This window comes from Streptomyces sp. NPDC086519 (assembly GCF_040686075.1).
Lineage (GTDB): Bacteria > Actinomycetota > Actinomycetes > Streptomycetales > Streptomycetaceae > Streptomyces > Streptomyces shenzhenensis.
This window is the reverse complement of record NZ_JBFBJL010000005.1, coordinates 38,071-60,692: the sequence shown is the minus strand read 5'-3', so window position 1 is coordinate 60,692 and position 22,622 is coordinate 38,071. Positions and strand designations below refer to the sequence as shown.

Below are 22,622 nucleotides of genomic sequence, written 5' to 3'. Positions count from 1 at the left end.
TCCGCGCGCAGCGACGCACGGCCGCGCGAACCCACTACGCCGGTTCGGTGAACTGGTCGAACACCGTCACGGCGGCCCGGGTGACGAGGGACCAGCCGTCCTCTCCTTCCGGGTCCTCCAGGTTGGGGTGTCCGGCGATCCAGCGCATGTGGAAGCCGTCGAGCAGGGCGGCGATGGTGGTGGCGAGGTGTTCGACCTTGTAGGGCGCTCGCATGCGTAGCCCGTAGGCGTCCAGCAGCGCCTGGTACGCCTCGCAGGCGACCTCGGTGAACGACTCGCCGTAGTGCCCCAGGGCGTCGCGAACGCGTGGGTTGGCGGCGCTGGCGTAGAAGCCGAGCAGCACGCGGTAGATCGGGTCCACGCGGTGGTTCTCGTGGTTGTCCGTCAGGACATCGTTGAGAGCCTCCTGCCAGGTCGTGCCGCTGTCGACCGCCTCCTTGAAACGACGGATGCTCTCCGGCAGCCCCGGGACCAGTTCGGCCTGTCGGCTGGTGAGATGGAAGAGGAGATCCGCCTGGAAGTCGGCCTGCGCGGGCCAGATCTGGTAGATGGATCCGGTCGTGATCGCCGGTGCCGTGTCGTCGCCCAGCCTCTCCCGCATGATGCGGGTGGCTTCCTCGGTGACCCGCTTGACGCGGATATGAGCAAGGGCTGCGGAGACAGCCGCCTCACTCGTGTCAGAGGTGCCGGCGCAGACGAGTTCGGTGGCCGCCTCCAGCATGAGAGCCCGGGTCTCTTCGGGTGTGCGCCGAGGGAGCCTGCGCCTCACGGCGTCCGCCGTCATGTCCTTCCCCTCCCATTGCATGATCGTTAATTCGGTGTGAACCGGGGCGTTGACAGGGCGCCAGCGTACACCTAGATTCCCGATCCGTAAGAAAGTTACGAAACTCGAAAGCGCTGATCACCTGGCCTTTCGAAGTATCTCGGGCTGGACCCAGGCACCGGTCATCCCTGTGCGCCCTCCTGCCCTCTCTGCCTTCCGCGCTCTCCCCGCATGCCGTGCCGGGCACCGCCCTGCCGTTTTCCGATCCTGGAGGATCCCGCATGCCCGCAACCTCACGTCCCCTAAGACTCGGCCTCGTCTCCGCCGCCATGGCGCCCCTGCTGGGCATCGCCGCATGCGGCGGATCGGGCACCAACGCACCCTCGTCGTCCGGCGCCTCCAGGGGTGGCTCCTCCGCGAGTGCGGACTCCCGCTCGGCGAGTGACGTCGTGACCGACTACCTCGGCTACGTCGGCGGAAAGGCGGGTAAGGCCGACGCCGGCCTCGACCCGGTCACCCTGGGCTGGGTGAACGTCGAGGGCGGCCCCGGCGGCAACCCCGAGGCCACCCTGGGTGCCCGTGCCGCCGTGGAGTACGTCAACGACAGGTTGGGCGGTATCGGCGGGCACCCGCTGAAGCTGAACGTCTGCACGGTGGTGTCCGCCGAGGAGGAGGGGCAGAAGTGCGGCCAGCAACTGCTCGGCGCCAAAGAGGTCTCCGCCATCGGTGTGGGCAACCTCTACCTCGGAGACGCGTCCTTCAACTCCGTGATCGCGGGGAAGAAGCCCGTACTGGTCGGAGTGGCGACGGGTCCGACCATGCCCAGCGCGAAGAACACCTTCAGTACGTTCGGCGACCTGCCGCACATCTTCGGTACCTGGGGCACGTACGCCCGTGACGCACTGAAGGCGAAGACCGCGGCGGTGATCCACACGAACACGCCCGGCGACAAGATCGCCTCCGGGGCCGCGGTGAAGGGCCTGGAAGCCGCCGGTCTGAAGGTGAAGTCCGTCGGATTCGACGCGCAGTCCACCGATCTGATCGGCCCGGTCACCGCGGCCGGGGCGAACACCGCGGATGTCGTGGTGCCCATCTCCATCGGTGGCGGATGCGTCGGGATCGCCAAGGCGCTGAAGCAGCTCAATGTCACCAAGCCGGTGGTCTCCACGCCGCTGTGCATGTCCCCCGATGTCGCCCAGGGGCTCGGAGGGGACCTGCCCACCTGGACGTACGGCGTCGCCCAGACACTGCCGATGGACTCCTCGGCCGCCGACTCCAAGGCGTTCCTGAAGGCCTCGGCGCAGGCGGGGCTGGGCAAGGACGACCAGTCCAAGGTCTTCGCGCCGCTGGGCTGGAGCACGATCCTGACGTACGCGAAGGTGCTCGACGCCATCGGCCCGGACAAGATCACCCCCGCGTCGGTGACCGAGCAGCTCAAGAAGTTCACCGGGCCGGTCATCATGGGCGCCGCAGAGGTCGAGTGCGGCAAGTACCCGGCCGCCCCCGCCGTCTGCAACGACCAGGCCAGGTTCTACCAGTACGAAGGCAAGGGCCAGTTCAAGCCCCTGACCGACTGGATCCGCCCGCCCCAGTGAGCCCCGCCCGCCCCGCCGCCGCTGAGGCCGCAGCCCCCGCCGGACGCAGCCTCAGCAGCGCGGACTCGCGGATGTGCGGACTCATGACAGGAGTCATGAATTGGAACAGATCCTGCTCTTCGCCGTGCTCGGCCTCGGCCAGGGGGCACTGATCGCCGGCATCGCGCTCGGCGTGGTGGTCACCTACCGGGGCTCGGGCATCATCAACCTGTCCACCGGCGCGGTCGCCATGGCCTCGGCCTATGCCTTCTGGGCCCTGACCACCGGTTTCTTCGGGGTCACGCTGCCCGTGGGACCCGCTCTCGCCGGTGCCCTCGCAGTCGCGCTCGCCGTCGGAGTTCTGACAGAGGTGGCGGTCTTCAAGCCGCTGCGCACCGTCTCGCCCCTGGCCAAACTCGCGGCCTCCCTCGGCATCCTGCTCACCCTGCAGGCCATCGTGCTCCTGGTCTTCGGGGTGCAGCCGCAGCAGGCACCGAGCATCCTTCCGGCCGGCACCGTCACCATGCTGGGCGTCACCACACCCTCCGACCGCTTCGTCCTGGCCGGACTGGTCGTCGTGATCGCCCTGGTCCTGGGGGCCCTGTACCGGTGGAGCCGCTTCGGCCTGGCCACCCGCGCGGCCTCGGAGAACGAACAGGCCGCTCTTCTGGCAGGCCTGTCGCCCAACAGCGTCTCGATGGCCAACACACTCCTGGCCGCCCTGGTCGCCGGGCTCCTCGGTGTCCTGGCCGCGCCCATCGTCCAGGTGGACTCCATGACGCTGCCCTTGCAGGTGGTCCCGGCCCTGGCCGCCGCCCTCTTCGCCGGTTTCACCTCGCTGTGGATCGCCTGCGCCTCGGGCATCCTCATCGGAGTGCTCCAGTCGATCGTGTACTACCTGTCCACGCAGAGCTGGTTTCCGACCGACAACGGCAACGCCATGCCCGGCCTCCAGCAGCTCCTCGTCTTCGCCCTGATGGTCGTCGCCCTGTACGTGCGCGGCGCCGGTCTGCCGCGCCGCGGTGAACTCGTCGAACAGCGGCTGCCCGCGGTGCCCCTGCCCGAGCGGCTGCTGCGTCCCGCCTTGACGGCCACAGCGGTCGCCGCCGCCGCACTGATAGTGCTCCCGTTCGATTTCCGCCAGGCACTCACGAACTCGATGATCGGCATGGTCATCGTCCTGTCCTACGTCGTCATCACCGGCTACGTGGGACAGATCTCCGTGATGCAGCTCGCGCTCTCCGGAACCGCGGGCTTCGTCCTCTCCCACCTCTCGGTCCGGCTGGGAATCCCGTTCCCGTTCTCCGCCCTCGGCGCAATAGTGCCGGCCACCCTGCTGGGAGTGGCCGCAGGCGTCTCCGCCCTGCGGGTGCGGGGTGTGAGCCTGGCCGTCGTCACCCTGGCCGCGGCCCTGGCCATGGAACAGGCACTGTTCAACAACACCTCGTTCGGCGGAACGGCCGGAGTGTCCGTACCCCCACCGCGCCTGTTCGGGATCGACCTCGGACCGAAAGCGGACTTCCGCGGCCTGGACGGCAACGAACCCAGCCCCATGTTCGGCTTCCTCGTCCTGGCCGTCACCGTCGCCCTCGGACTGTACGTCGCCCACCTCAGGCGCACCGGACTCGGCCGGCGGATGCTCGCCGTCCGCTCCAACGAGCGCGCCGCGGCGGCAGCCGGTGTCGACGTGCGGGGCGTGAAGATCGCCGCGTTCGGGATCAGTTCCTTCATCGCCAGCGCCGCCGGCACCCTCTACGGCTACAACTTCGGCTCGGTCAGCGCCGCCCGGTTCACCGCGCTGGCCGCCCTCGGGCTGATCGGTTTCGCCTACATCGGCGGCATCACCATGGTGTCCGGAGCCGTGATCGCGGGACTGATGTCCACCGAGGCGCTGCTGCCCCACGCCCTGGACAAGTGGTTCGGGATCAAGGGGACCTGGGCCCTGCTCTTCGGCGGCGTCTCCCTGATCGTGACGCTGATCGCCAACCCCGACGGCATCGCGGGCGCCGCCCACCGCCGGAGGACAGCGAGGAGGGCGGAACGCGCGGCGGCCACGACGGGACCACCGGCTGCCGGCGCATCCACCGTCGGCTCCCCGGAGATCCACCTCGGCCGTACCACTGCCGAAGCCAAGGAGGTCGCACCGTGAACGTGCTCTCTGTCCAGCAGTTGGGCGTCAGCTACGGCGGCGTCCACGCGCTCAACGATGTCTCCCTGGAGGTCGGCGAGGGCCAACTCGTGGGGCTGATTGGCCCCAACGGGGCCGGCAAGACCACCTTCGTGGACGCGGTCACCGGCCTCGTCGCCTCCCGGGGAAAAGTGGCACTGGATGGCAAGGACCTGACCGGACGGCCTCCCCATGTACGAGCCCGCCGAGGACTCGCCCGCACCTTCCAGAGCAGCGAACTCTTCGAAGACCTCACGGTCGCGGAGAACCTCCAGGTCACGGCGGACCCTTCGACGTGGTGGACCGCGCTCGGCGAGACCTTCGGGCGCCGCCCGTCCCCGAACCCCGCCGTCCCGGAGGCCCTTGCGGCCCTGGGACTCGACGACCTGGCCGACGCCTCGGCACACGAACTGTCCCAGGGCAGACGCAAACTCGTCGGTGTGGCCCGGGCTTTGGCCGCCCGGCCCCGCATCATCTGTCTCGACGAACCCGCGGCCGGCCTGGACACGACGGAGAGCGCCGAACTGGGACGCAGACTGCGCAACGTCGCTGAAGCCGGCACCGCGCTGCTCCTCATCGACCACGACATGAGCCTCGTGATGGGCATCTGCGACCACGTCGTCGTCCTGGAGTTCGGCAAGGTGATCGCCTCCGGGACACCCGCACAGGTCCGAACCGACCCCGCCGTCGTCACCGCCTACCTCGGGGCATCCGCCGTCCGGCCTGCCACCGCGTCCGGCACTTCGACCGGTGGCTCCGCCAAGGCCTTGACCAGCACACCGGAGACACCATGAGTACCCCAGTCCTGAAGGTGGCCGGCCTCACCGCCGGATACGACGGAGCCGCTGTCATCCGCGGGATCGACCTCGAAGTGGGCGCGGGAGAGGTCGTCGCCCTCCTCGGGGCCAACGGCGCAGGGAAGACCACCACGCTCAAGGCCGTCTCCGCGCTGCTGCGCCCCCTCGCAGGCACGATCACTTTCAACGGAACGGACCTCGGCAGGATCCCGGCAGCGACCCGCGCCCGCCTCGGCATCGCCCACGTTCCGGAGGGAAGAGGCATCTTCTCCGGCCTCACGGTGGCGGAGCACCTGCGCCTCGGTCACCGGGGCGAGCGCCTCGACCAGGCGGCCGCCCAACGTTACTTCCCCGCCCTGTCCCGCCTCCAGGACCGCAAGGCAGGACTGCTCTCCGGCGGCGAGCAGCAGATGCTCGCCATGGGACGGGCCCTGGCCCGCAGCCCCAAGCTGCTCCTGCTCGACGAGCTGAGCCTCGGCCTGGCACCCATCATCGTCGAGGAGTTGCTGCCCATAGTCAGGCGCTATGCCGACGACACCGGCTGCGGGGTGCTGCTCGTCGAACAGCACGTCGGCCTCGCCCTCGACATGGCTGACCGCGGCTACGTCCTGTCCCACGGCGAGATCACCGCGCACGCCACGGCTCAGGAACTCCGCGCCGACCAGTCCCGAATCATCGCCGGCTACCTCGGCGAGCAGCACGCCTGACCCGGCCGGGCGGCCACAACCGCCGTGAGCCCGAACGGCTCGGGCCGCCCCACCCCCCTACGACTCGGCCGGACGCTCAGTGCTGCCCGCGTACCAAGACAAGGAGTCCGATGTTCACCTTCGACAGCGAAGACGGCGTCCAGATCCACGTGCACGAATGGAAGCCGGACACCCCACCGCGAGCCGTCGTGCAGATCGCCCACGGCATGGGAGAGCACGCCGGCCGTTACGCCCCACTCGCGGCAGCACTGACCACTCAGGGCTATGCCGTCTACGCCAACGATCATCGCGGACACGGGCTGAGCAGGCACGCCGAGCCCGGTCATCTCGGAGACGACGGCTGGAACCGACTCATCAGTGACATGGTCACCCTGTCAGAGACCATCCGCGAGCAGCACCCGGGCCTGCCCCTGGTGCTGCTCGGACACAGCCTCGGTTCCTTCGCCTCACAGCAGTACGTCCTGGACCACGCCCACCTGATCGACGCCCTTGCCCTCGCCGGTACCACCGCGGTCGACGTCATGCTCGCGGCACAGGCGCAGGCAGCCGCGGAGGGAGGAGACCCGCTGCTCGCGCTCAACCAGGCGTTCCAGCCGAGCCGCACGCCGTTCGACTGGCTCAGCCGGGACGAACCGGCCGTCGACGCCTACCTCTCCGACCCCATGTGCGGCTTCAGCCTCGACGCCCAGGGCATGGCCGACGTCACCATCGCCTCGGCGTCACTTGCCCAGCCCAAGGGCATCCCGGCGGATCTGCCCATCTGCGTCCTGGTCGGGGATCACGACCCGCTGAACGCCGATCTCTCACTCAGCAACCTGCTTGTCGAACGCTACAGCGAGGCCGGCCTCACCGACGTGGCCTATCTCATCTATCCCGCAGCCCGCCACGAGCTGTTCCACGAGACCAACAAACAGGAGATCGTCAGCGACCTGCTGGCCTGGCTGAACCGCGTCCTCGCCCGCTGACCCCGGCGCTGGAGACAGCGTCCCCGAGACCGCGAGCAGTTATGGGGGCGGGCGGCTGCCAGGACGGCGCCCTCATGCACGTTGACCGGCCGGGGCCGCGATCCCGTCGAAGCACGCGCCGACGGGATCGCCGGCGCAGGCGAGGTTGTCGATCGAGTGAGTGGCGTCTGTTCTGGACGGGGATCGGCGGTGACCCGGATGGTGGTCGAAACGATGTGCTGGGTTCCTGGGGCGACTTGGCCGAGCGGGAGCGCGGGCTCGGGATCCGGTCCGGACAGCCGATCCTCCTCGCCCCGGACGGCCGCGCTGATCCCCGGTTGAGCACGGTCTTCCGACATCGGGACTTCGCCCGGAAGGCCGAGGGCACCAAGGAGACGTAACGCGCCGGACAGGCGTCCCCCGTGCTCACGCGCCGGGGTGCAACGCCACCGGGTGAGCAGCGTCATCGCCTCGCCCCTCTCCACCAGCCCGGCCCGCACCGCGAGGTCCACGTGGCGGGCGAGGTGCCCCTCGTCGGCGGCGCTCCCCGTAGTGCGGTGCGTGCGGAGTGCGGTGCAGCCGCGTGTGAGCGGTGGACCGGGGCCGACAGGAGGTGCCCGATCAGCAGTTCGAGGGCGTTGAGCCGGAGTGGCCCGTTCTTCGCCGCCGTCCTGATCGACAGAAGTGCTCAGGTCAGCAGGTGTGGCTTGATGCCGAGTCGGACTGTGCTGCAGGCCGACAGCCTCGTTCTCAATTCCGGCAGCGGCCTGTCTCACCGGTCCTGTGCTGCGCGCGACGGCCCGTTTACGTTCAGCGGCGGGTTTCACCGGGCGCGGCCAGCATGCGGCGGACGAACTGCTCACATGTGGTACACGCCACCTCCAGGGCGAACGCCTCAGGTGCCACCAGCAGTTGGGCCGCGGTGCCGCGCAGCATCCCGGTGATCGCGGCCGCCACGCCGGCCGGGTCGACGTCCGTCCTGACCGTCCCGCCCTCCTGACCGGAGCGCACGTACGTCTCGAGCTTGGCCCGGATAACGCGGTCGAACTCCACGAACACTTCCCGCACGACCGATTCCTCGGGCAGGGACGCACCCCACAGCGCGAAGAAGGCACGGGCGGCCTCTGGCTCCCGGGCGACCCAGGTGAGGTAGGAGCGGACCAGCCCGACCAGCAACTCCAGCGGATCCCCGGTGAGGCCGTCGATGATCTCGACAATCCCCCGCTGACTCTCTCGCGCCACGCGTTGCAGCAGCACCACCTTGGATCCGAAGTGGTGGTTGACCAGCCCTCGGCTGTATCCGGCCTCCGCGCCGACATCCGCCACCGAGGTCTGGTCAACGCCCCTGCGCGCGACGAGCCGACTCGCGGCGTCCAGGAGTGCTCGTTCCGCCTGGTCGCGCCGCTCCTGCTTGGTGCGCGGCGGGGCGGGAGCTGCGGTTTCCGAGTTCAGCGGGGTTGACGGCATGTGCCGAGCTTACTATCTTCCAAATCATTGCTGAACGCTTAACAAGCGACTTTGAGGGAGTCGCCTCGGTCTCATACGGCCTGACTCGGCGGGCCCCTCGGGAGCGTTGCGCCGGAGACGACGGCCGCCCGGTCCAGCGCCTTCCTCGCCCATCGGTGAACAAAGGAGTTCGGTATGGCTGCCACAGACAAGAGCCCGAAGACTGCCGGCCGGGTCGACCCGGTCGTCACCAAAGAGCGCATGCTCGGCACCGAGTCACGGTGGCGCCGGTTCGGCGAGCCGACCCCCGCGGGCGGCTCCCTCAAGGAGGACGGGACGCCGGACTACGGCGTGTTCGGGCCGGGCAGCATCGCGTGGGACGTGCTGCTGCACCCGGCCACTGTCTTCTTCCAGAGCCCCGCGCAGTTCGTGCTCCAGCTGACGTACAAGCCGATCCTGGCGGGCGTGCGCGACTGGGACCCGATCTCGCGCAAGGCGCGCAAGGGCGAACTCACCATCTTCGACCGCTTCGACCGGCAGCAGCGGAACTCCGGGATCCACGCCCCCATGTGGCTCGGTGACACCCCCACCGCCCGCCGCGTTGCCCAGCACCTGCACAACATCCACGCCAAGGTGGCCGGTGACCTCATCGACATCGCCCATCCCGAGCTCGGCGGCTACCAGGCCAACGGCCCGCGCGAGGCCATGTGGGCGGCGCTCACCGAGATGCACACCATGCTGTGGGTCTACGAGAACCTCGCCTTCCGCGACGGCAAGGCCCCGCACCGCCTCACCCCCGAGCAGCGCGACCAGTACATCGCCGAGGTGGCCGTGTACTGCCGCCTATTCGACTCGCCCGAGGGAGAGATCCCCACGACCATGGCCGAGCTGAAGGCGCTCTACGAGAAGTACGACGACATGTTCACGCCCAGCCGGACCATGGACGTCATCCCCGCGACCGGACAGAGCTTCCACAAGATCCAGCATGACTCGATCAAGAAGAACTTCCACGTCTCCCAACTGCGCATCCAGGCCCAGTTGCTGCTGAGTCAGAAGCTGTTCCGGTACCCGATCCTGGGTGCCGTCTCGGGCAAGACCCGGCGCAACATGGGCATCGGACCGGTCAAGAACGCCATGGCCGTCGCATCGACCAAGACCATGCTGCCGCTGATCTGGCTGGCCCAGCAGCCGCAGACGGAACGCCACATGATGCGGCTGATGTGGGGCCCCGACGCGGTGAAGCTGATCGAGTCGGCCCGTGAACTTCAGCGCCAGGCGAAGGCAGGGCTGCTCCCCGACGCACCGAACAGGACGGCGGCGTAGTCCGTCGCCCATATCCCCTGACCCGCACCCTTCAATCTCCCTTGAAAGGCCGGGCTTCTCATGTCCCAAGCCGGAGTCGAAGCCGCGCATGTGCTCGTCCGGGACGTACTGGTGCTGCTCGGCGAGCTCGACGGCCACGACCGGACCCAGGACAGCGCGGCTGCGGGCCGGCGGGTTGAGGACGTCGTGACCCGCAGGGGAGTCTTCTTCACCATCATCGCCGATCCGGGTTTCGACAAGCCGGCCGACCCCAGCGGGCTCGCCGAGCGTGCAAACGATCTCGCGGTGCGGGAGCGGGCAGGGTGGTCGACGCGTGAGGCGGCCGCCTCCTGCACGCTCCAGTCGGCGGCCGGACCCAAGGCCCTGCAGCAGATACAGCAGCCCCCGTTCCGCGACGCGACCCTCCAGTTGGCCGAACTCGGCGATTAGCGCATCGCCCCTGTGCTCGTTGCCATCGACGTCGTCTGGGCCGACGCCCGACGGACGTCCGCACCCCTGCAGTCCGCCTCAGCGACATCACGGTCCGTGCCAGCGGCGAGTACTACGTCTGCTGACCGGGCCTGCACTTCCGAAGGAGCATGCAAACAATGGAACACACATACGACTCTCTGTTCATCGGCGGCGACTGGATCGCACCGTCGTCGGCGGCGACGATCACCGTCGCCTCGGCGACCACCGAAGAGCCCATCGGACGGGTGCCAGAGGCGGTGTCGGCCGATGTCGACGCTGCCGTCGCCGCTGCCCGCAGCGCCTTCGACGACCCGACCGGGTGGGCGACATGGGAGCCGGGCCGCCGGGCCGAGGCGATGGAACGGCTCGCCGACATGCTGGGCAAGCGCGGCGAGCAGTTCGCGCAGCTCGTCAGCCGTGAGAACGGCATGCCCATCGTGACCAGCCGCCGCTCGGAGGCCGTCATCGGCGCCGCCGTACTGCGGTACTACGCCGCCCTTGCCCGGCAAACCGGCGTCGAGGAGTCCCGCCCGGCGGTGGCCGGCAACGGCACCACCGTCGTACGCCGTGCCCCGGTCGGGGTGGTCGCCGCGATCGTGCCGTGGAACTTCCCGCAGACCCTGACCATGTTCAAGCTGGGGCCGGCCCTCGCGGCAGGTTGCACGGTCGTCCTCAAGCCCGCGTCGGAGACCGCCCTCGACGCCTTCCTGCTGGCCGAGGCCGTCAGGGAGGCCGGCCTTCCACCCGGCGTGGTGAACGTCGTGCCCGCCGACCGTGAGGCTTCCGGCTACCTCGTCGGTCATCCCGGCGTGGACAAGGTCGCCTTCACCGGTTCCACCGCCACCGGCCGGGCAATCGCCGAGCAGTGCGGCAGGCTGCTGCGTCCGGTCACCCTGGAGCTGGGGGGCAAGTCCGCCGCGATCGTCCTCGACGACGCGGACCTGGAGCCCAACCTCGACGCGTTCTTCCGCGCGACCTTGAACAACAACGGGCAGACCTGTCTGATCGGCACCCGCGTCCTCGCCCCGCGCAGCCGCTACGGCGAGGTGGTCGACCTGCTCACCGACTACTTCGGCTCCCTCAGCATCGGCGACCCGCTCGACGAGGGGACGCGCGTCGGCCCGCTCGTCTCCCGACGGCAGCGCGAGCGCGTGGAGGGCTACATCGCCAAGGGCCGCGCGGAAGGCGGGCGGATCACCACCGGCGGCGGTAGGCCGCAGGGCCTGGACCGCGGCTGGTTCGTGGAGCCGACGATCTTCGCGGACGTGGACAACGACTTCACCCCGGCCCGCGAGGAGATCTTCGGACCGGTCCTGTGCGTGCTGCCGTACCACGATGTCGACGACGCCGTCCGTATCGCCAACGACTCCGATTACGGCCTCGGCGGCACCGTCTGGGGCACCGACAGCGAGCGCGCCCTCGCTGTCGCCCGCCGGGTCCGTACAGGAAGCGTCGGCATCAACGGATACGCGCTGGACCTCGGCGCACCCTTCGGCGGCGTCAAGGACAGCGGTCTCGGCCGCGAACTCGGCCCCGAGGGTCTGGCCTCCTACCAGCAACTCAAGAGCATCTACGGCATCGCCTGAACCGGAGGTGACGAGAGCGACCGCGCGGGTAATCCCCCTGAAAGTGCTCGCGCATGCAGGTGGGGCGCTCCGGTCAGGAAGACGCGGGCGGTCTGACGAGAGCGCGCAACGAAGCGGCGACGAACGCCTGAGCATCGTCCTTCCCCTGGAAGGCAGGCCGTTTCGTCGCATGGCCCAGGGCGACCCGGCCGTGAGCGATGACGAACAGCAGTACGGTCGTCGGGTCGACGTCGTCTTGCCCCAGAGGCATGACGAAGCCCGCCTCACGGCACCGTGCGACGGCCCGCTCCAGGGTGTCGTAGACCGGCCAGGGCGTGGCGTAGTCCTCCTGCACCACACGGGCGTGGTCGGGAGAGGCCGAGAACAGCAACTCGTAGTTGGTCGGGTTCCGGGTCGCGTATTCGACATAGGCGGCGAGCTGTGCCTCCAGCTGCGCGAACGGCCCCTCGCCGGCTGCCTTTCGGTCGGCCTGATCCATCACCTTCGCGAGCTCGTCCCACGCCCTGAGCAAGAGGTGCCACATCAGATCGCCTCTGTCCTCGAAGTGGAGGTAGAGCGCGGGTGCGGTCACATTGGCCTCTCTGGCCACCGACCGCAGTGTCACTCCCGAGGGCCCCTTCTCGGCCAGCACCCGGGCAGCGGCGTCGAGCAGGTCGACACGCAGGCGTCCGCCTTCGCCCTTTCGATTGGGCGTGCGACGGGAACCGGCCCGTGGACCGACGGCCTGCTCAGCCGACTCGCCGGTCGATTTCTTCGTCACGCGTGGCCCCTCTTCGTCCGCCCCACCAGGCCGTCATTGTCCCATACACCCTCGCATGAAATTATTGGTTTACAGGAGTTTACCGATCCACCCCGGCGCGCTATCTTCGTGACTGCCATCGAGGAAAATGCACAGCGAGAGGCACTTACCATGCCGGTACCCACACACGCACACCCGTTCACTACGGACAAGGACATATCGAGCGCCGAATTCTGGTCGCGCTCCTTCGTCGAGCGGGACGAGACGTTCGGCTGGCTGCGGAAGAACGCACCGGTGAGCTGGCACCCTCCGCTGGAGACCCCCGAGCTTTTGCCCGAGGTGCATGGGGAGCCGGGTTTCTGGGCCGTGGTACGTGCCGAGGACGTCGCCTTCGTGAGCCGCAACCACGAAATGTTCAGCTCCGACGCGAAGAAGCACGGCCGCTCGGTCATGTTCCGGCCGGCGGACCCCTCGCTCGTGCCGTCGCCGACTTTCCTCACCATGGACCCCCCCGAGCACACGCGCTACCGCCGCATCATGAGCGCAGGGTTCACCCCCAAGGCCGTGAACCGGCTGCGTGGGCTGATCGAGCAGCGCGCCGCACGGATCGTCGACCGCGTCATGGGGGCCGGCGAGATCGACTTCGTCACCGAGGTCTCGGCGAAGCTGCCGATGATGACGGTGGCCGACCTCGTCGGCGTCCCCGAGGAACTGGTCGAGACGTTCGCCGAGGCCGGCGACCGCTTCGTCGGGGCCGACGACCCGGAGATCAACGGCGGCACGGACCGCACCCAGTTCGCGATGCGGCAGATGCGCGTGCTGCGCGAGATCGGGCTCGACCTCGTCCGGCACCGCCGCACCCACCCCACGGACGACATCGCGACGGCGCTCGCACAGGCCGAGTTCGACGGCAAGCCGCTCTCGGACGACGACATCCAGTCGGCCATGCTGCTGCTCAGCGTGGCCGGGAACGACACCACCAAGCAGACCACCTCGCACAGTGTCGTCCAGCTGTGGAAGCACCCGGACCAGAAGGCCTGGCTGACGGAGGACTTCGACGGCCGTATCGCCGCCTCCATCGAGGAGTTCATCCGCCACGCCTCACCGGTCGTCGAGTTCGCCCGCACCGCGACCCAGGACCTGGAACTGGGGGGCCAGGAGATCCTCGCCGGCGACAAGGTCGTCGTCTTCTACGCCTCGGCCAACCGCGACGAGGAGGTGTTCGACGCGCCGCACCGCTTCGACCTGAGGCGGACGCCCGTCCCGCACTACGGCTTCGGCGGCGGAGGCGTCCACTTCTGCCTCGGCAACGGGATCGCGAAGGCGCAGTTGCGCGCCCTCTTCTCCAACATCCTCACCAAGCTCCCCGACATGCGGGTGGGCGAGCCGGAAATGCTCCAGAGCGAATTCATCCACGGCATCCGCCACCTGCCCGTCGTCATCCCCAGCTAGCAATTCATAACCGGCAATTCAGTTCAGTAAGGACGCATGGCATGAAGATCAAGGTGGACCGTGGCCGCTGCACCGGCATCGGCATCTGCGAGTCGGTCGCACCCGACTATTTCGAGGTGGGCGACGACGGCGGTCTCGTCCTCCTGCGCGAGCACATCGACGACCCGCAGCGGGCGGAAGTCGAGGACGCCGTGCGCTCCTGCCCCGCGCTCGCCCTCTCGATCGTCGAGGACTGATGGCCATGACGTCGACCACTGGTGCCGGCCTCGTGGTGATCGGTGGCTGCCTCGCGGGACTGCGAGCCGTCCAGGCCGCGCGGCGAGGCGGCTTCCGTGGCCGGATCGTACTGGTCGGACGGGAACATCAGCTGCCCTACGACCGCCCTCCCCTGTCGAAGTCGTTCCTCACCGAGCAGGACGCCGAGCCGACCTTCTACGTCGACGAGGCGGAACTCGCCGGACTCGACGTCGAACTGCGCCTCGGAGCGGAAGCCACCGGTGTCGACCTCGCCTCCCGCACCGTCACCGTCGGCGGCACGCCCCTCGCCTACGACAAGCTGATCGTCGCGACGGGCGCGGACGCCCGCCCCCTGGCCGGGACACCCCCGCTCACCGGCGTGCACACCCTGCGCACGCTCTCGGAGGCGGCCGCGCTGCGCCACGCGCTGCGGGACGCGAAGAACGTGGTCATCGTCGGCGCCGGCTTCATCGGCTCGGAGGTCGCCTCCTCGGCGCACGCACTGGGCGCCCGGGTGACGATCGTGGAGGCCGCCGCCACTCCGCTGGTCCGCGCCCTCGGCGAAACCGTCGGTGCCGCGGTCTCCGGCCTCCACGGGCGTAACGGAGTACGACTGCTGCGCGGCACGGCGCTGGAGAAGATCGTCGGTGACGGGCACATCACCGCCGTCACTCTGAGTACCGGCGAGACCCTTGAAACCGATCTGCTCGTCGTCGGCGTCGGCGCCGCACCGGCCACCGGCTGGCTCCGCGATTCCGGGCTGGAGCTCCATCCCGTCGACGGCGGACTGGTGTGCGATGCCAAACTGCGCACGTCCAACGAGCACGTGTACGCCGCCGGCGACCTCGTGCACTGGCCGAATGCGCTCATGGACACCACCATGCGCCTGGAGAACTGGACGAACGCAGCCGACCAGGGGGCGCGTGCAGCCCTGAACGCACTCTTCCCCGAGAAGGCGCGGGGGTACGAGACGGTCCCGTACTTCTGGAGTGACTGGTACGGCCGGCGCATCCAGTTCGTCGGCACCGCGACCGCTGAGAGCGTCAAGTTCGTCGACAGCCTGCCGGACGACGACCGGTTCACCGCGCTCTATCGCACCGGCGACCGAGTGATCGGGGCCGCCACCCTGGACGAACCCCGACTGATCATGAAGTTGCGGCGGCTGATCGCCACCCGCGGCAGCTGGTACGAGGCCGTGGAACTGGTGCGGGCCAAGTCGGTGAGCACCCGATGACGACTACCCGCGCGGCGGTACTGCGCGGACACGACCGCGCGTTCGCCGTCGAGGACGTCGAGCTGGGTCCGCTGCGCCCGGACGAGATCCTGGTACGCATCGCCGGTGCCGGCCTGTGCCACACCGACATGATGCCCCGTGACCCCGGTTTCGCGGCCCGGCTGGGACCCGTCGTGCTCGGGCACGAAGGGTCCGGGGCAGTCGAGCAGGTCGGATCCGCGGTGACCAGAATTCAGGTCGGCGACCATGTCCTGCTCAGCTTCGACTCCTGTGGCTGGTGCGCGACGTGCCTGCGCGGGGCACCCGCCTACTGCACCGAGTTCTCGCAGCGCAACATGACGGGCCGGCGCACCGACGGCACCCACGGAGCGACGGACCGGGACGGTGTCCCGCTCGCGGTGCGGTGGTTCGGCCAGTCCTCGTTCGCCGAGCACGCCGTGGCCACCGAGCGCAACGCCGTCGTCGTGGACCGCAAACTCCCGCTCGAACTGCTGGGGCCTCTGGGCTGCGGGCTCCAGACCGGGGCGGGCGCGGTACTCAACGAGATGGCGCCGAGCGCCGGCCAGTCAATCGCCGTCTTCGGCGCGGGCGCAGTCGGCCTCGCCGCCGTCATGGCGGCCAAGATCGCCGGTGCGGCCGACATCGTGGTCGTCGACCTCGTCCCCGGCCGTCTCGACCTCGCCCTCGAACTCGGCGCGACACGCACGGTCCCGGGCGACACCGACGACGTACTCGCGCGGATCGTCAACGGTGGTCCGGGCGTCGACTTCACCCTCGACACCACGGGCGTCCCCGGTGTGATGCGCACGGCCGTGGCATGCCTGGCCCGGCCAGGCAAGGCCGTGCTGGTCGGTGTCGGCAGCGAGGAGGTCTCCGTCCCGCCCGCGATGTTGGCCGGGCGCACCCTCACCTTCTCCCTGGAGGGCAACTCCGTCCCCCAGCTCTTCCTGCCGAGGCTGCTCCGCTTCTGGGAGCGCGGGCTCTTCCCGTTCGAAAAGCTCGTCCGTACCTACTCCCTGGACGACATCAATCAGGCGGAATCCGACGCGATCGCGGGAACCACGGTCAAGCCCGTGCTCCTGCCGGCGCGACGCTAAGAGATCACACTGAGGTCGACCACGAGTCGCCCCGATCCGTCGCGCCACCGAGGTTTCGCCACCAAGGAGGACCTGATCGAGTCGATCACGCAGCTGGGCTTGGACGAACTCGCACAATGAGCCCCAGAACATGACTCTGACGCCGATATGGAGACATGGTGCTATAGGCGCCATGTCGCCGCCCCACACTGCTACTGAGATTCCACGTGTGATGTCGCAGACGGCGTCCGCCTGAACTGCGACGATCGTCGGCCAAGGCACGACATCACGAAAAGATCATCAGAAACAGGACAGTACCGATCTCATCTACTGAGGCGTGCTCAGGAAACCGTCCGGGCCGCCCGCGGCGAACGCGGCTGTCGCCACCGCCTCGAATGAGAGGTGATCAAATGAGGAGAGCATGCCATGGATTTGAGGCTGAAGGACAAACGCGCGGTGGTCACCGGTGGCAGCCGGGGCATTGGCCTGGCAGTGGGCCGGGCTCTCGCCCAGGAAGGGGCCGATGTCGCACTTGTCGGCCGCAATGCGCAGGCGGCGGCCGAGCAGGCCGCTGCGCTCGCCGCCGACACCGGGGCGCGCGTGATCGGGATCGGCGCGGACACCGGTGACGACGCCTCGGTAGCGACCATGGCCGCGGCCGCCATTGAGCAGTTGGGCGGCGTCGACATCCTGGTCAACAACGCGGCCATGACCAACCCCGGCGTGATCGCGGAGTCAGCGTTGGAAGCGGAGATCAACGTCAAGGTGCGGGGCTATCTGCGCTGCGCGAGGGCGTTCGCGCCCGGCATGGTCGAGCGCGGCTGGGGCCGGATCATCAACGTCGGCGGCGCTGCGGCGCGGCGCACCGGCTCGGTAACCGGCTCGATACGCAATGTCGCCGTTGCCGCGCTGACCAAGAACCTCGCCGACGAACTTGGCCCACGTGGCGTGAACGTCACCGTCGTACACCCCGGCCCCACCAGCAGCGACACCATGGCCAAGGCGCTGGCGGCCAACGCCGAGTCCCGCGGGCTGACTGTGGAGGAGGTCGAACGCGAGTTCAGCGCGGCGATCTCGATCGGCCGGATCGTCACGCCGGGCGAGGTCGCCGCAGTGATCGCGTTTCTGGCCAGCCCGCGCAGCGTCGCGCTCAACGGCGATCCGATCATCGCCAGCGGTGGTGAGCTCGGTCCAATCTACTACTGACGGGTCTGTACGGTGAGCGGCTCTGTCCCGTAATCGGTGGTAACGAAGGGTGACGGTTGTTTTTGGCATGGCCGGGCCAACATCCACTCCTCGTCTCCGACGCGGCAGGTGATAACGAGACGCACAGAATGCCCTCGGTACTGGTCCTGCCACTGCTCCTGCGTGGTGCCCGTCATCCAGTGGCCGCGGGGGGGGGTGGGTTCCATCTGGAAGGGGCGGCCTCGCCCGACTCGCAGGGTGAATGGGCCAGCGGTGCGGCCACGCTGGTCGACTCCGACAAGGCGGGGGTGAATCGGAGGGGCCCCATATCTGGTTGTCGATGTCCTCGCGGGTGGCGCCGCCAGGCGTTAGATGAGTGCGGTCCTTGTCGTCGTCATCCACACGGATGCTGACGCTCTCGACCTCGCCCAGTTCGTCGGGGCCAGCCAGATGGACGTTGAGCATGGAGTGTTGCGGGCTTCTCGGCTCCAGCGTCAGATCGAACTGTGGTCGTCTTTCCTCGCGTCGACGGTCGCGTTCGATGCGCGCCACGGCATTGGCGGTCTCGTAGGCGCGTTCGCCGGTGGCCTGCGCCTGGGCGCTGGTCTTGTTGGCGCGGCGTGCTGCGTTCCACGAGCCGATCGCGGCGAGGGCACTGAGCCCAGCCGCGGCGGTGCTGGTTATTGCCAGGTAGTCCATGGCGGGACGTTAGCGGGCACCTCGCCGTTTGCGCGTTGCACACTCCGGGCAGCGTTGGCGCCGCAGGACTCCCTTCACGCAGGCGTTGGCCCCGCTCTCCTTCGGGAGGGCGGGGCCGCTTTCGTGCGTCTGAGGTCAGAGTGCATCTTCAACGGCGTCGTGGGCCGTGAGCGGCACAGGAGTCGTCTCGTCGTACCAGGCGTACATCCACTCGTGCCGAACGGTCATCGACGTCGCCCACGGCAACTCGCGAAGAGCCGCCGCCTGCATGGCCGCCGTCAACTCGCTTACGGCGCCCATGCGGGCCTTCGTGCGCACGTCCGGCGCCCCAGGAGGAACTTCGAACTCGAATGTCAGACGCAGCTTTCGCTTCGTCTTGTCGGCGTCAGGTGCGGACATCGGATACCCCCTCATTGATCAACAAGACCCCAGCATGTCGAACATCCCGAGGAGATTAGCCCCTCTCGCCAAGACGGCCGCGCTGACCTGAAGGGGTGGGCACCAGTGCCCACCCCTTCGTCAGCCCAGGGCGTCGATGGCCTTGAGGATCAGGGCGCGCGCCTCAGCCCCGTACACGGCCATGGCGCGCAGTTCCTCGAACGCCCGGATGTACATGGCGATCTCGGACGGCTGCGTCACCTGCACCCGGGCCGCGAGCAACTCCACGGACACGAGGCTCTCGTCGTACACGTGGAACACCTCCTGCGGCCACATCGGGCGCTCCGGGACGGCGCTGGGGATGATGCCGAGCGACACCTGCGGCAGGGCCCCTGCGGTGAGCAGATACCCGAGTTGGGCGGCCATCGCCTCCGGATCCCCCAGCTGGTAGTGGAGCACCGGCTCCTCGATGACCATCGCGAACTGGTGACCCGGCTCGTGGATGATCCGGGACCGTTCGAGGCGTGCGGCCACAGCGGCAGCGACGTCGTCGGGGATGTCACGGAAGCGGGTGATCGAGGCCATCAGCCCGCGCGCGTAGCCCTCGGTCTGGAGCAGGCCGGGAACCATGGTTGGCGAGTAGACCCGGAACAGCTTGGTGGCCTTGAACAGCGGGACATAGCTGTTCTGCAGCTGCTTCAGACCTGTGCGGACCTTGCGCCGCCATTCGACGTACATGGACTCGGCAGTACGGGACTGGGCGATGATGTCGTCGGCCTGATCCTGGGCCCCGCAGGCTTCGCACCAGCGGCGGATGTCGTCTGCCGAGGGCGGAGTGCGTGCGGCTTCGATCCGGTAGGTCTTCGGGTGGCTCCAGCCGCAGCGTGTGGCCAGCTCGGACCCGGTGATCCCGGTGTCGGCACGGAGTTCTTTCAGGCGCCCGGCGACGGCTTCGCGGGCGGCCTGGGCCGAGGAGGACGGGGAGAGAGGCATGAGCTGGCCTGGTCACTTTCGCGTTAGCTGATCTTGTAGTTCTCGTGGGGAATCGCGCGCGCCCACACGGCGTCGAAGGCGTCGGCGCACAGCCTGGCCGCAGCTGGGTCGTCGCTGATCTCCCCGCCTCCCGAGGCTCCGTCTCCGGTGAAATGGTTCCAGCGGATCAGGCGTCCGTCGATCAGCCAGAAGTCGTTGCCGGGCAGGGCGATGTCCGAGGCTCGCCGACGGGCGAGCCACCGCACTTCTTCGCCGGCCGCCAGGTTGACGTTGGTGCTCGCGTGTTCGTACCGGATGTAGTCGCTCACGGGTTCGGAGACGATCCGGGCGCGGCGCACGGTCACGCCGCGGGCGACGGTCCGCCGGATCAGCCTGGTCCACGGCCCCCAGTACGGGGAGTCCGGGTCGGTGTCCCGTTCGCCTGTGGCCTTCCATCGGGCGAAGTCGTCGGCCTCGCTGGCCACTCCGTAGGCGTCTCGCATCTCCAGGTGGACGGCAGTGTGCTCGGCGCCGTCGAGGAGGTCATCGAAGCTGGGCACGCTCTGCGACATCGCACGCCTTTCGTAGGGCCGGCACCATGCGGGCCGGGATCCGGACAACTGCCTCGTGGTCGGGGATGCCTGTCGCATGCCCTGGCACCTCGAACGCGGCGCATTGCGCTTCGAGCTCAGGGCCTGGCTTCCATCCCTGGATGACGAGTTCGTTCGTGCTGTCGTCGACCCAGACGGTTGGGCTTTCGCCTGTGCCGGTGTTCGGGTCGATTCCGATGAACTGTAGGGGCATGGCCGCCTCCTGCACGGTTCGTGTTCAGCGATGTACACCACCGTCGTGGATGGAACATGGCAGGTCAAGACCACAAACAAGTCGCGTGTACATCGGTGCACATTGCTGGCTGTCGCCGTGTGCGCACTCCTAGCGTCGCCAGGTACGACGAAACCCCGGCGAGGCGGCGGAGCCTCCCGGGGCATGGCCAACGCTGCTGAGGAGCGTCGACATGAGGCACGCTACCGTCCACCCGCCCACGGCCGAAGGGCAGGATCAGGCCCCACCGGACATCACCACGATGCGCGCCACCGCCAACCGGCTGCTCGCCCTCGACGCGAAGCCGATCAAGGCCGAGGAGCTGGACACGCTGCGGCTGGCCCTGCGCGGCCACATCGAGCTGATGATCCCCGAGGTCGAGCGGCTGGCCGGCAGCTTCGCGAAGGGCGACGTGTCCCGAGAGTGCGCGCTCGCCGGCGTCCGCGAGGCCCGCATGCGACTCGGCCTGCGGCCCGGGTTCAACAGCCCCGGCCAGATGACAGTGGCGATGAAGCTCGCCCGCTCCGTGAACGCCCTGTGCGACCACTACCGCATCCTCGGCGGCGCCCCCACAACAGGGGCCTAAGACCCCCGTCCCGGCTCCCCAACCCTGGACAGGTCGAGCAGCCGGGACGGGCCGTACCACCCACGTCCGAAGCACCACCGACCAAGGAGGCACGGAACGTGACCAACACGCAGAAACCCCCGCTGATGGACGCGCGCGCCCTGATCGGCGACGAGATGCAGGCCACTCTCGTCGCCAACATGTGCTACAAGTTCCCGGAGTTGACGGAAGAGAAGGCAGCCCGCGGCGTCGGTCAGATGCTCGCCTTCCTCGCCGCCTGCGACTACAGCGAGAGGCCGCTCTCCCCATCGCCGCTGGTGGACGACTTCTGGCACGCCTTCCTTCTCCACACCAAGGCGTACCGCGAGTTCTGCACGGAGAACTTCGGCCGGTTCCTGGACCACCAGCCCGGCTACCTGGACCCGGAGGAGCACGGCGGCGGCAAGGCGCTCCGCGCCCGCACCGTCGACGCGATCACCCTCGCCGGGTACGAGATCGACATGCAGTTCTGGCCCGAGCTGGACCTCGCCGACTGCTCGCAGTGCCACGCGAACTGCTCGGACAGCCCCAACCACCCTGGCACTCGTTCCTGACGGGTGCTCGCCGGCCCTCGGTCTGTGCCACGCTGTGGCCAGGCCGGGGGCCTTCCCGTTTCGCTCAACCCGACGCAGGAGACCACGGTGGACCGCATCGAATGGCAGCACCTTCCCGCAGTCACCCGGGTCGCTGTCGAGAAGCACACCGGTACCGTCACGACAGCCGAAACCGCGCCGCACGGGATCATGTCGCGGCTCGCCTGCACCCTCCACACTCGCGCCGGCCGGGTGTTCGTCAAGGGCACTCGGCACGACGACCCGCAGGCGTGGGTGTACCGGCACGAGGCCCGCGTCACCCAGCTCGCACCGTGCGCGCCGCGCGTGCTGTTCGAGGCCGACGCCGGGGGATGGCTGCTGTACGGATACGAGTACGTGGACGGCCGATACCCGGACCTGTCACCCAGCTCGCGCGACCTCGCCCCGCTGCTGCGCACACTCGCCGCCGTGTCCCAGACGCCGTGGCCCGACCAGGTGAGCAAGCGGCCGCTGCACTCCCGCTGGGTCGACTTCCTACCCGAGACCGTGCCAGCCGGCCTCCAAGGCCGCGGGCTCGCGCACACCGACATGTCCCCGCACAACATGCTCGTCACCCCCCGCGGCGACCTGCTGCTCCTGGACTGGGCGCTCGCGTGCCCTGCCCCGGCGTGGGCCGACACCGCGCTGACCATTCCCCGCCTCATCTCGGCCGGCCACACCCCCGAGCAGGCCGAGATGATCGCGCGGCAGGTTCCCGCGTACCGCGCAGCGGATCCTGCGGCCGTGACCGTCTTTGCACGCACTGTCTACGCCGCATGGGAGGAATGGGAGCGCTCGCGCCCGCTGCCTCACCGCGCTGCGCTCATTGCTGCGGCCCGGGAATGGGCAGCATGCCGTGAAGTCGTGCCGCGCTAGGTCTTACCGCTGACCGAAG

Annotated in this window: 23 protein-coding genes; 16 read left to right on the top strand and 7 right to left on the bottom strand. The window is 68.9% G+C overall.

The features are described 5' to 3' along the window. Window positions 1–34: 34 nt before the first annotated feature. On the bottom strand, window positions 35–784 hold the full coding sequence (locus tag AB0P24_RS07085) for a hypothetical protein (protein ID WP_365791195.1): 750 nt from the start codon (window positions 782–784) through the stop codon (window positions 35–37). Window positions 785–1,092: 308 nt separating this feature from the next. On the opposite strand from AB0P24_RS07085, the gene AB0P24_RS07080 reads away from it, so the two are divergent. The 5 genes from AB0P24_RS07080 (at window position 1,093) to AB0P24_RS07060 (ending at window position 6,973) form a co-directional block, all read left to right on the top strand. Continuing rightward, window positions 1,093–2,358, top strand: coding sequence for an ABC transporter substrate-binding protein (locus tag AB0P24_RS07080; RefSeq protein WP_365791194.1), 1,266 nt, complete (start codon window positions 1,093–1,095; stop codon window positions 2,356–2,358). A gap of 100 nt (window positions 2,359–2,458) precedes the next feature. Continuing rightward, the gene (locus AB0P24_RS07075) at window positions 2,459–4,486 is read left to right on the top strand and encodes an ABC transporter permease (protein ID WP_365791193.1); all 2,028 of its coding nucleotides are present in this window, start codon (window positions 2,459–2,461) and stop codon (window positions 4,484–4,486) included. Next, a complete protein-coding gene (locus tag AB0P24_RS07070) occupies window positions 4,483–5,298 on the top strand; it encodes an ABC transporter ATP-binding protein (protein WP_365791192.1) in 816 nt (271 codons plus the stop codon). The genes AB0P24_RS07075 and AB0P24_RS07070 overlap by 4 nt, the downstream gene beginning before the upstream one ends. After that, window positions 5,295–6,008, top strand: a complete 714-nt coding sequence (locus tag AB0P24_RS07065; protein WP_365791191.1) for an ABC transporter ATP-binding protein — start codon at window positions 5,295–5,297, stop codon at window positions 6,006–6,008. The genes AB0P24_RS07070 and AB0P24_RS07065 overlap by 4 nt, the downstream gene beginning before the upstream one ends. A 110-nt stretch (window positions 6,009–6,118) precedes the next feature. Continuing rightward, window positions 6,119–6,973 carry an alpha/beta hydrolase gene (locus AB0P24_RS07060; protein ID WP_365791190.1) on the top strand — a complete coding sequence of 285 codons (855 nt, stop codon included), beginning with the start codon at window positions 6,119–6,121 and terminating at the stop codon, window positions 6,971–6,973. Window positions 6,974–7,762: 789 nt separating this feature from the next. Here AB0P24_RS07060 and AB0P24_RS07055 read toward each other — a convergent pair. After that, window positions 7,763–8,419 carry a TetR/AcrR family transcriptional regulator gene (locus tag AB0P24_RS07055; protein WP_365791189.1) on the bottom strand — a complete coding sequence of 219 codons (657 nt, stop codon included), beginning with the start codon at window positions 8,417–8,419 and terminating at the stop codon, window positions 7,763–7,765. A 174-nt stretch (window positions 8,420–8,593) separates the two neighbouring features. Here AB0P24_RS07055 and AB0P24_RS07050 point away from each other — a divergent pair, with 174 nt between their 5' ends. From AB0P24_RS07050 to AB0P24_RS07040, 3 genes are all read left to right on the top strand, one after another. Continuing rightward, on the top strand, window positions 8,594–9,721 hold the full coding sequence (locus tag AB0P24_RS07050; RefSeq protein WP_365791188.1) for an oxygenase MpaB family protein: 1,128 nt from the start codon (window positions 8,594–8,596) through the stop codon (window positions 9,719–9,721). Between the two features lie 60 nt (window positions 9,722–9,781). Continuing rightward, window positions 9,782–10,150, top strand: coding sequence for a hypothetical protein (locus AB0P24_RS07045; RefSeq protein ID WP_365791187.1), 369 nt, complete (start codon window positions 9,782–9,784; stop codon window positions 10,148–10,150). A 158-nt stretch (window positions 10,151–10,308) separates the two neighbouring features. Beyond that, window positions 10,309–11,757, top strand: a complete 1,449-nt coding sequence (locus AB0P24_RS07040) for an aldehyde dehydrogenase (protein WP_365791186.1) — start codon at window positions 10,309–10,311, stop codon at window positions 11,755–11,757. Window positions 11,758–11,830: 73 nt separating this feature from the next. On the opposite strand, the gene AB0P24_RS07035 is transcribed toward AB0P24_RS07040, so the two are convergent. Beyond that, window positions 11,831–12,517, bottom strand: a complete 687-nt coding sequence (locus AB0P24_RS07035) for a TetR/AcrR family transcriptional regulator (RefSeq protein WP_365791185.1) — start codon at window positions 12,515–12,517, stop codon at window positions 11,831–11,833. 150 nt (window positions 12,518–12,667) lie between these two features. Between AB0P24_RS07035 and AB0P24_RS07030 the strand changes: the two genes are divergently transcribed. The 5 genes from AB0P24_RS07030 to AB0P24_RS07010 all read left to right on the top strand — a co-directional run bounded on the left by AB0P24_RS07030 (window position 12,668) and on the right by AB0P24_RS07010 (window position 17,701). Further along, entirely contained in the window at window positions 12,668–13,948 is a 1,281-nt protein-coding gene (locus tag AB0P24_RS07030) for a cytochrome P450 (protein ID WP_365791184.1), read from the top strand. 41 nt (window positions 13,949–13,989) lie between these two features. After that, the gene (locus AB0P24_RS07025) at window positions 13,990–14,184 is read left to right on the top strand and encodes a ferredoxin (protein WP_365791183.1); all 195 of its coding nucleotides are present in this window, start codon (window positions 13,990–13,992) and stop codon (window positions 14,182–14,184) included. 5 nt (window positions 14,185–14,189) lie between these two features. Then, window positions 14,190–15,419 carry an FAD-dependent oxidoreductase gene (locus AB0P24_RS07020; RefSeq protein WP_365791182.1) on the top strand — a complete coding sequence of 410 codons (1,230 nt, stop codon included), beginning with the start codon at window positions 14,190–14,192 and terminating at the stop codon, window positions 15,417–15,419. Next, window positions 15,416–16,516 (top strand): NAD(P)-dependent alcohol dehydrogenase, encoded by a 1,101-nt coding sequence (locus AB0P24_RS07015; protein WP_365791181.1) that lies wholly within the window; start codon window positions 15,416–15,418, stop codon window positions 16,514–16,516. Before AB0P24_RS07020 ends, AB0P24_RS07015 begins: the two co-directional genes overlap by 4 nt. A gap of 405 nt (window positions 16,517–16,921) precedes the next feature. Next, complete coding sequence (locus AB0P24_RS07010; protein ID WP_365791180.1) at window positions 16,922–17,701, top strand: SDR family oxidoreductase; 780 nt, start codon at window positions 16,922–16,924, stop codon at window positions 17,699–17,701. Window positions 17,702–18,514: 813 nt separating this feature from the next. On the opposite strand, the gene AB0P24_RS07005 is transcribed toward AB0P24_RS07010, so the two are convergent. The 4 genes from AB0P24_RS07005 to AB0P24_RS06990 all read right to left on the bottom strand — a co-directional run bounded on the left by AB0P24_RS07005 (window position 18,515) and on the right by AB0P24_RS06990 (window position 20,533). Beyond that, window positions 18,515–18,778, bottom strand: a complete 264-nt coding sequence (locus AB0P24_RS07005) for a hypothetical protein (protein WP_365791179.1) — start codon at window positions 18,776–18,778, stop codon at window positions 18,515–18,517. 120 nt (window positions 18,779–18,898) lie between these two features. Continuing rightward, window positions 18,899–19,750, bottom strand: a complete 852-nt coding sequence (locus AB0P24_RS07000; protein WP_365791178.1) for a helix-turn-helix transcriptional regulator — start codon at window positions 19,748–19,750, stop codon at window positions 18,899–18,901. Window positions 19,751–19,773: 23 nt separating this feature from the next. Beyond that, window positions 19,774–20,301: a DUF6879 family protein gene (locus tag AB0P24_RS06995; protein WP_365791177.1), complete on the bottom strand. Its 528-nt coding sequence runs from the start codon at window positions 20,299–20,301 to the stop codon at window positions 19,774–19,776. Next, window positions 20,273–20,533, bottom strand: a complete 261-nt coding sequence (locus AB0P24_RS06990; protein ID WP_365791176.1) for a hypothetical protein — start codon at window positions 20,531–20,533, stop codon at window positions 20,273–20,275. The genes AB0P24_RS06995 and AB0P24_RS06990 overlap by 29 nt, the downstream gene beginning before the upstream one ends. Window positions 20,534–20,744: 211 nt before the next feature. On the opposite strand from AB0P24_RS06990, the gene AB0P24_RS06985 reads away from it, so the two are divergent. The 3 genes from AB0P24_RS06985 (at window position 20,745) to AB0P24_RS06975 (ending at window position 22,603) form a co-directional block, all read left to right on the top strand. Beyond that, window positions 20,745–21,137, top strand: coding sequence for a DUF6415 family natural product biosynthesis protein (locus AB0P24_RS06985; protein WP_365791175.1), 393 nt, complete (start codon window positions 20,745–20,747; stop codon window positions 21,135–21,137). A gap of 98 nt (window positions 21,138–21,235) precedes the next feature. Further along, window positions 21,236–21,709 carry a hypothetical protein gene (locus tag AB0P24_RS06980; protein WP_365791174.1) on the top strand — a complete coding sequence of 158 codons (474 nt, stop codon included), beginning with the start codon at window positions 21,236–21,238 and terminating at the stop codon, window positions 21,707–21,709. Between the two features lie 87 nt (window positions 21,710–21,796). Next, entirely contained in the window at window positions 21,797–22,603 is an 807-nt protein-coding gene (locus tag AB0P24_RS06975) for a phosphotransferase (RefSeq protein ID WP_365791173.1), read from the top strand. The last annotated feature ends 19 nt before the right edge of the window (window positions 22,604–22,622 follow it).

Bases quoted from the DNA above. Each gene is read 5' to 3' on its own strand.
- AB0P24_RS07085 (WP_365791195.1), bottom strand. From the start codon at position 784: ATGACGGCGGACGCCGTGAGGCGCAGGCTCCCTCGGCGCACACCCGAA.
- AB0P24_RS07080 (WP_365791194.1), top strand. From the start codon at position 1,093: ATGGCGCCCCTGCTGGGCATCGCCGCATGCGGCGGATCGGGCACCAAC.
- AB0P24_RS07065 (WP_365791191.1), top strand. From the start codon at position 5,295: ATGAGTACCCCAGTCCTGAAGGTGGCCGGCCTCACCGCCGGATACGAC.
- AB0P24_RS07060 (WP_365791190.1), top strand. From the start codon at position 6,119: ATGTTCACCTTCGACAGCGAAGACGGCGTCCAGATCCACGTGCACGAA.
- AB0P24_RS07055 (WP_365791189.1), bottom strand. From the start codon at position 8,419: ATGCCGTCAACCCCGCTGAACTCGGAAACCGCAGCTCCCGCCCCGCCG.
- AB0P24_RS07050 (WP_365791188.1), top strand. From the start codon at position 8,594: ATGGCTGCCACAGACAAGAGCCCGAAGACTGCCGGCCGGGTCGACCCG.
- AB0P24_RS07045 (WP_365791187.1), top strand. From the start codon at position 9,782: ATGTCCCAAGCCGGAGTCGAAGCCGCGCATGTGCTCGTCCGGGACGTA.
- AB0P24_RS07040 (WP_365791186.1), top strand. From the start codon at position 10,309: ATGGAACACACATACGACTCTCTGTTCATCGGCGGCGACTGGATCGCA.
- AB0P24_RS07030 (WP_365791184.1), top strand. From the start codon at position 12,668: ATGCCGGTACCCACACACGCACACCCGTTCACTACGGACAAGGACATA.
- AB0P24_RS07025 (WP_365791183.1), top strand. From the start codon at position 13,990: ATGAAGATCAAGGTGGACCGTGGCCGCTGCACCGGCATCGGCATCTGC.
- AB0P24_RS07020 (WP_365791182.1), top strand. From the start codon at position 14,190: ATGACGTCGACCACTGGTGCCGGCCTCGTGGTGATCGGTGGCTGCCTC.
- AB0P24_RS07015 (WP_365791181.1), top strand. From the start codon at position 15,416: ATGACGACTACCCGCGCGGCGGTACTGCGCGGACACGACCGCGCGTTC.
- AB0P24_RS07010 (WP_365791180.1), top strand. From the start codon at position 16,922: ATGGATTTGAGGCTGAAGGACAAACGCGCGGTGGTCACCGGTGGCAGC.
- AB0P24_RS07005 (WP_365791179.1), bottom strand. From the start codon at position 18,778: ATGTCCGCACCTGACGCCGACAAGACGAAGCGAAAGCTGCGTCTGACA.
- AB0P24_RS07000 (WP_365791178.1), bottom strand. From the start codon at position 19,750: ATGCCTCTCTCCCCGTCCTCCTCGGCCCAGGCCGCCCGCGAAGCCGTC.
- AB0P24_RS06995 (WP_365791177.1), bottom strand. From the start codon at position 20,301: ATGTCGCAGAGCGTGCCCAGCTTCGATGACCTCCTCGACGGCGCCGAG.
- AB0P24_RS06990 (WP_365791176.1), bottom strand. From the start codon at position 20,533: ATGCCCCTACAGTTCATCGGAATCGACCCGAACACCGGCACAGGCGAA.
- AB0P24_RS06985 (WP_365791175.1), top strand. From the start codon at position 20,745: ATGAGGCACGCTACCGTCCACCCGCCCACGGCCGAAGGGCAGGATCAG.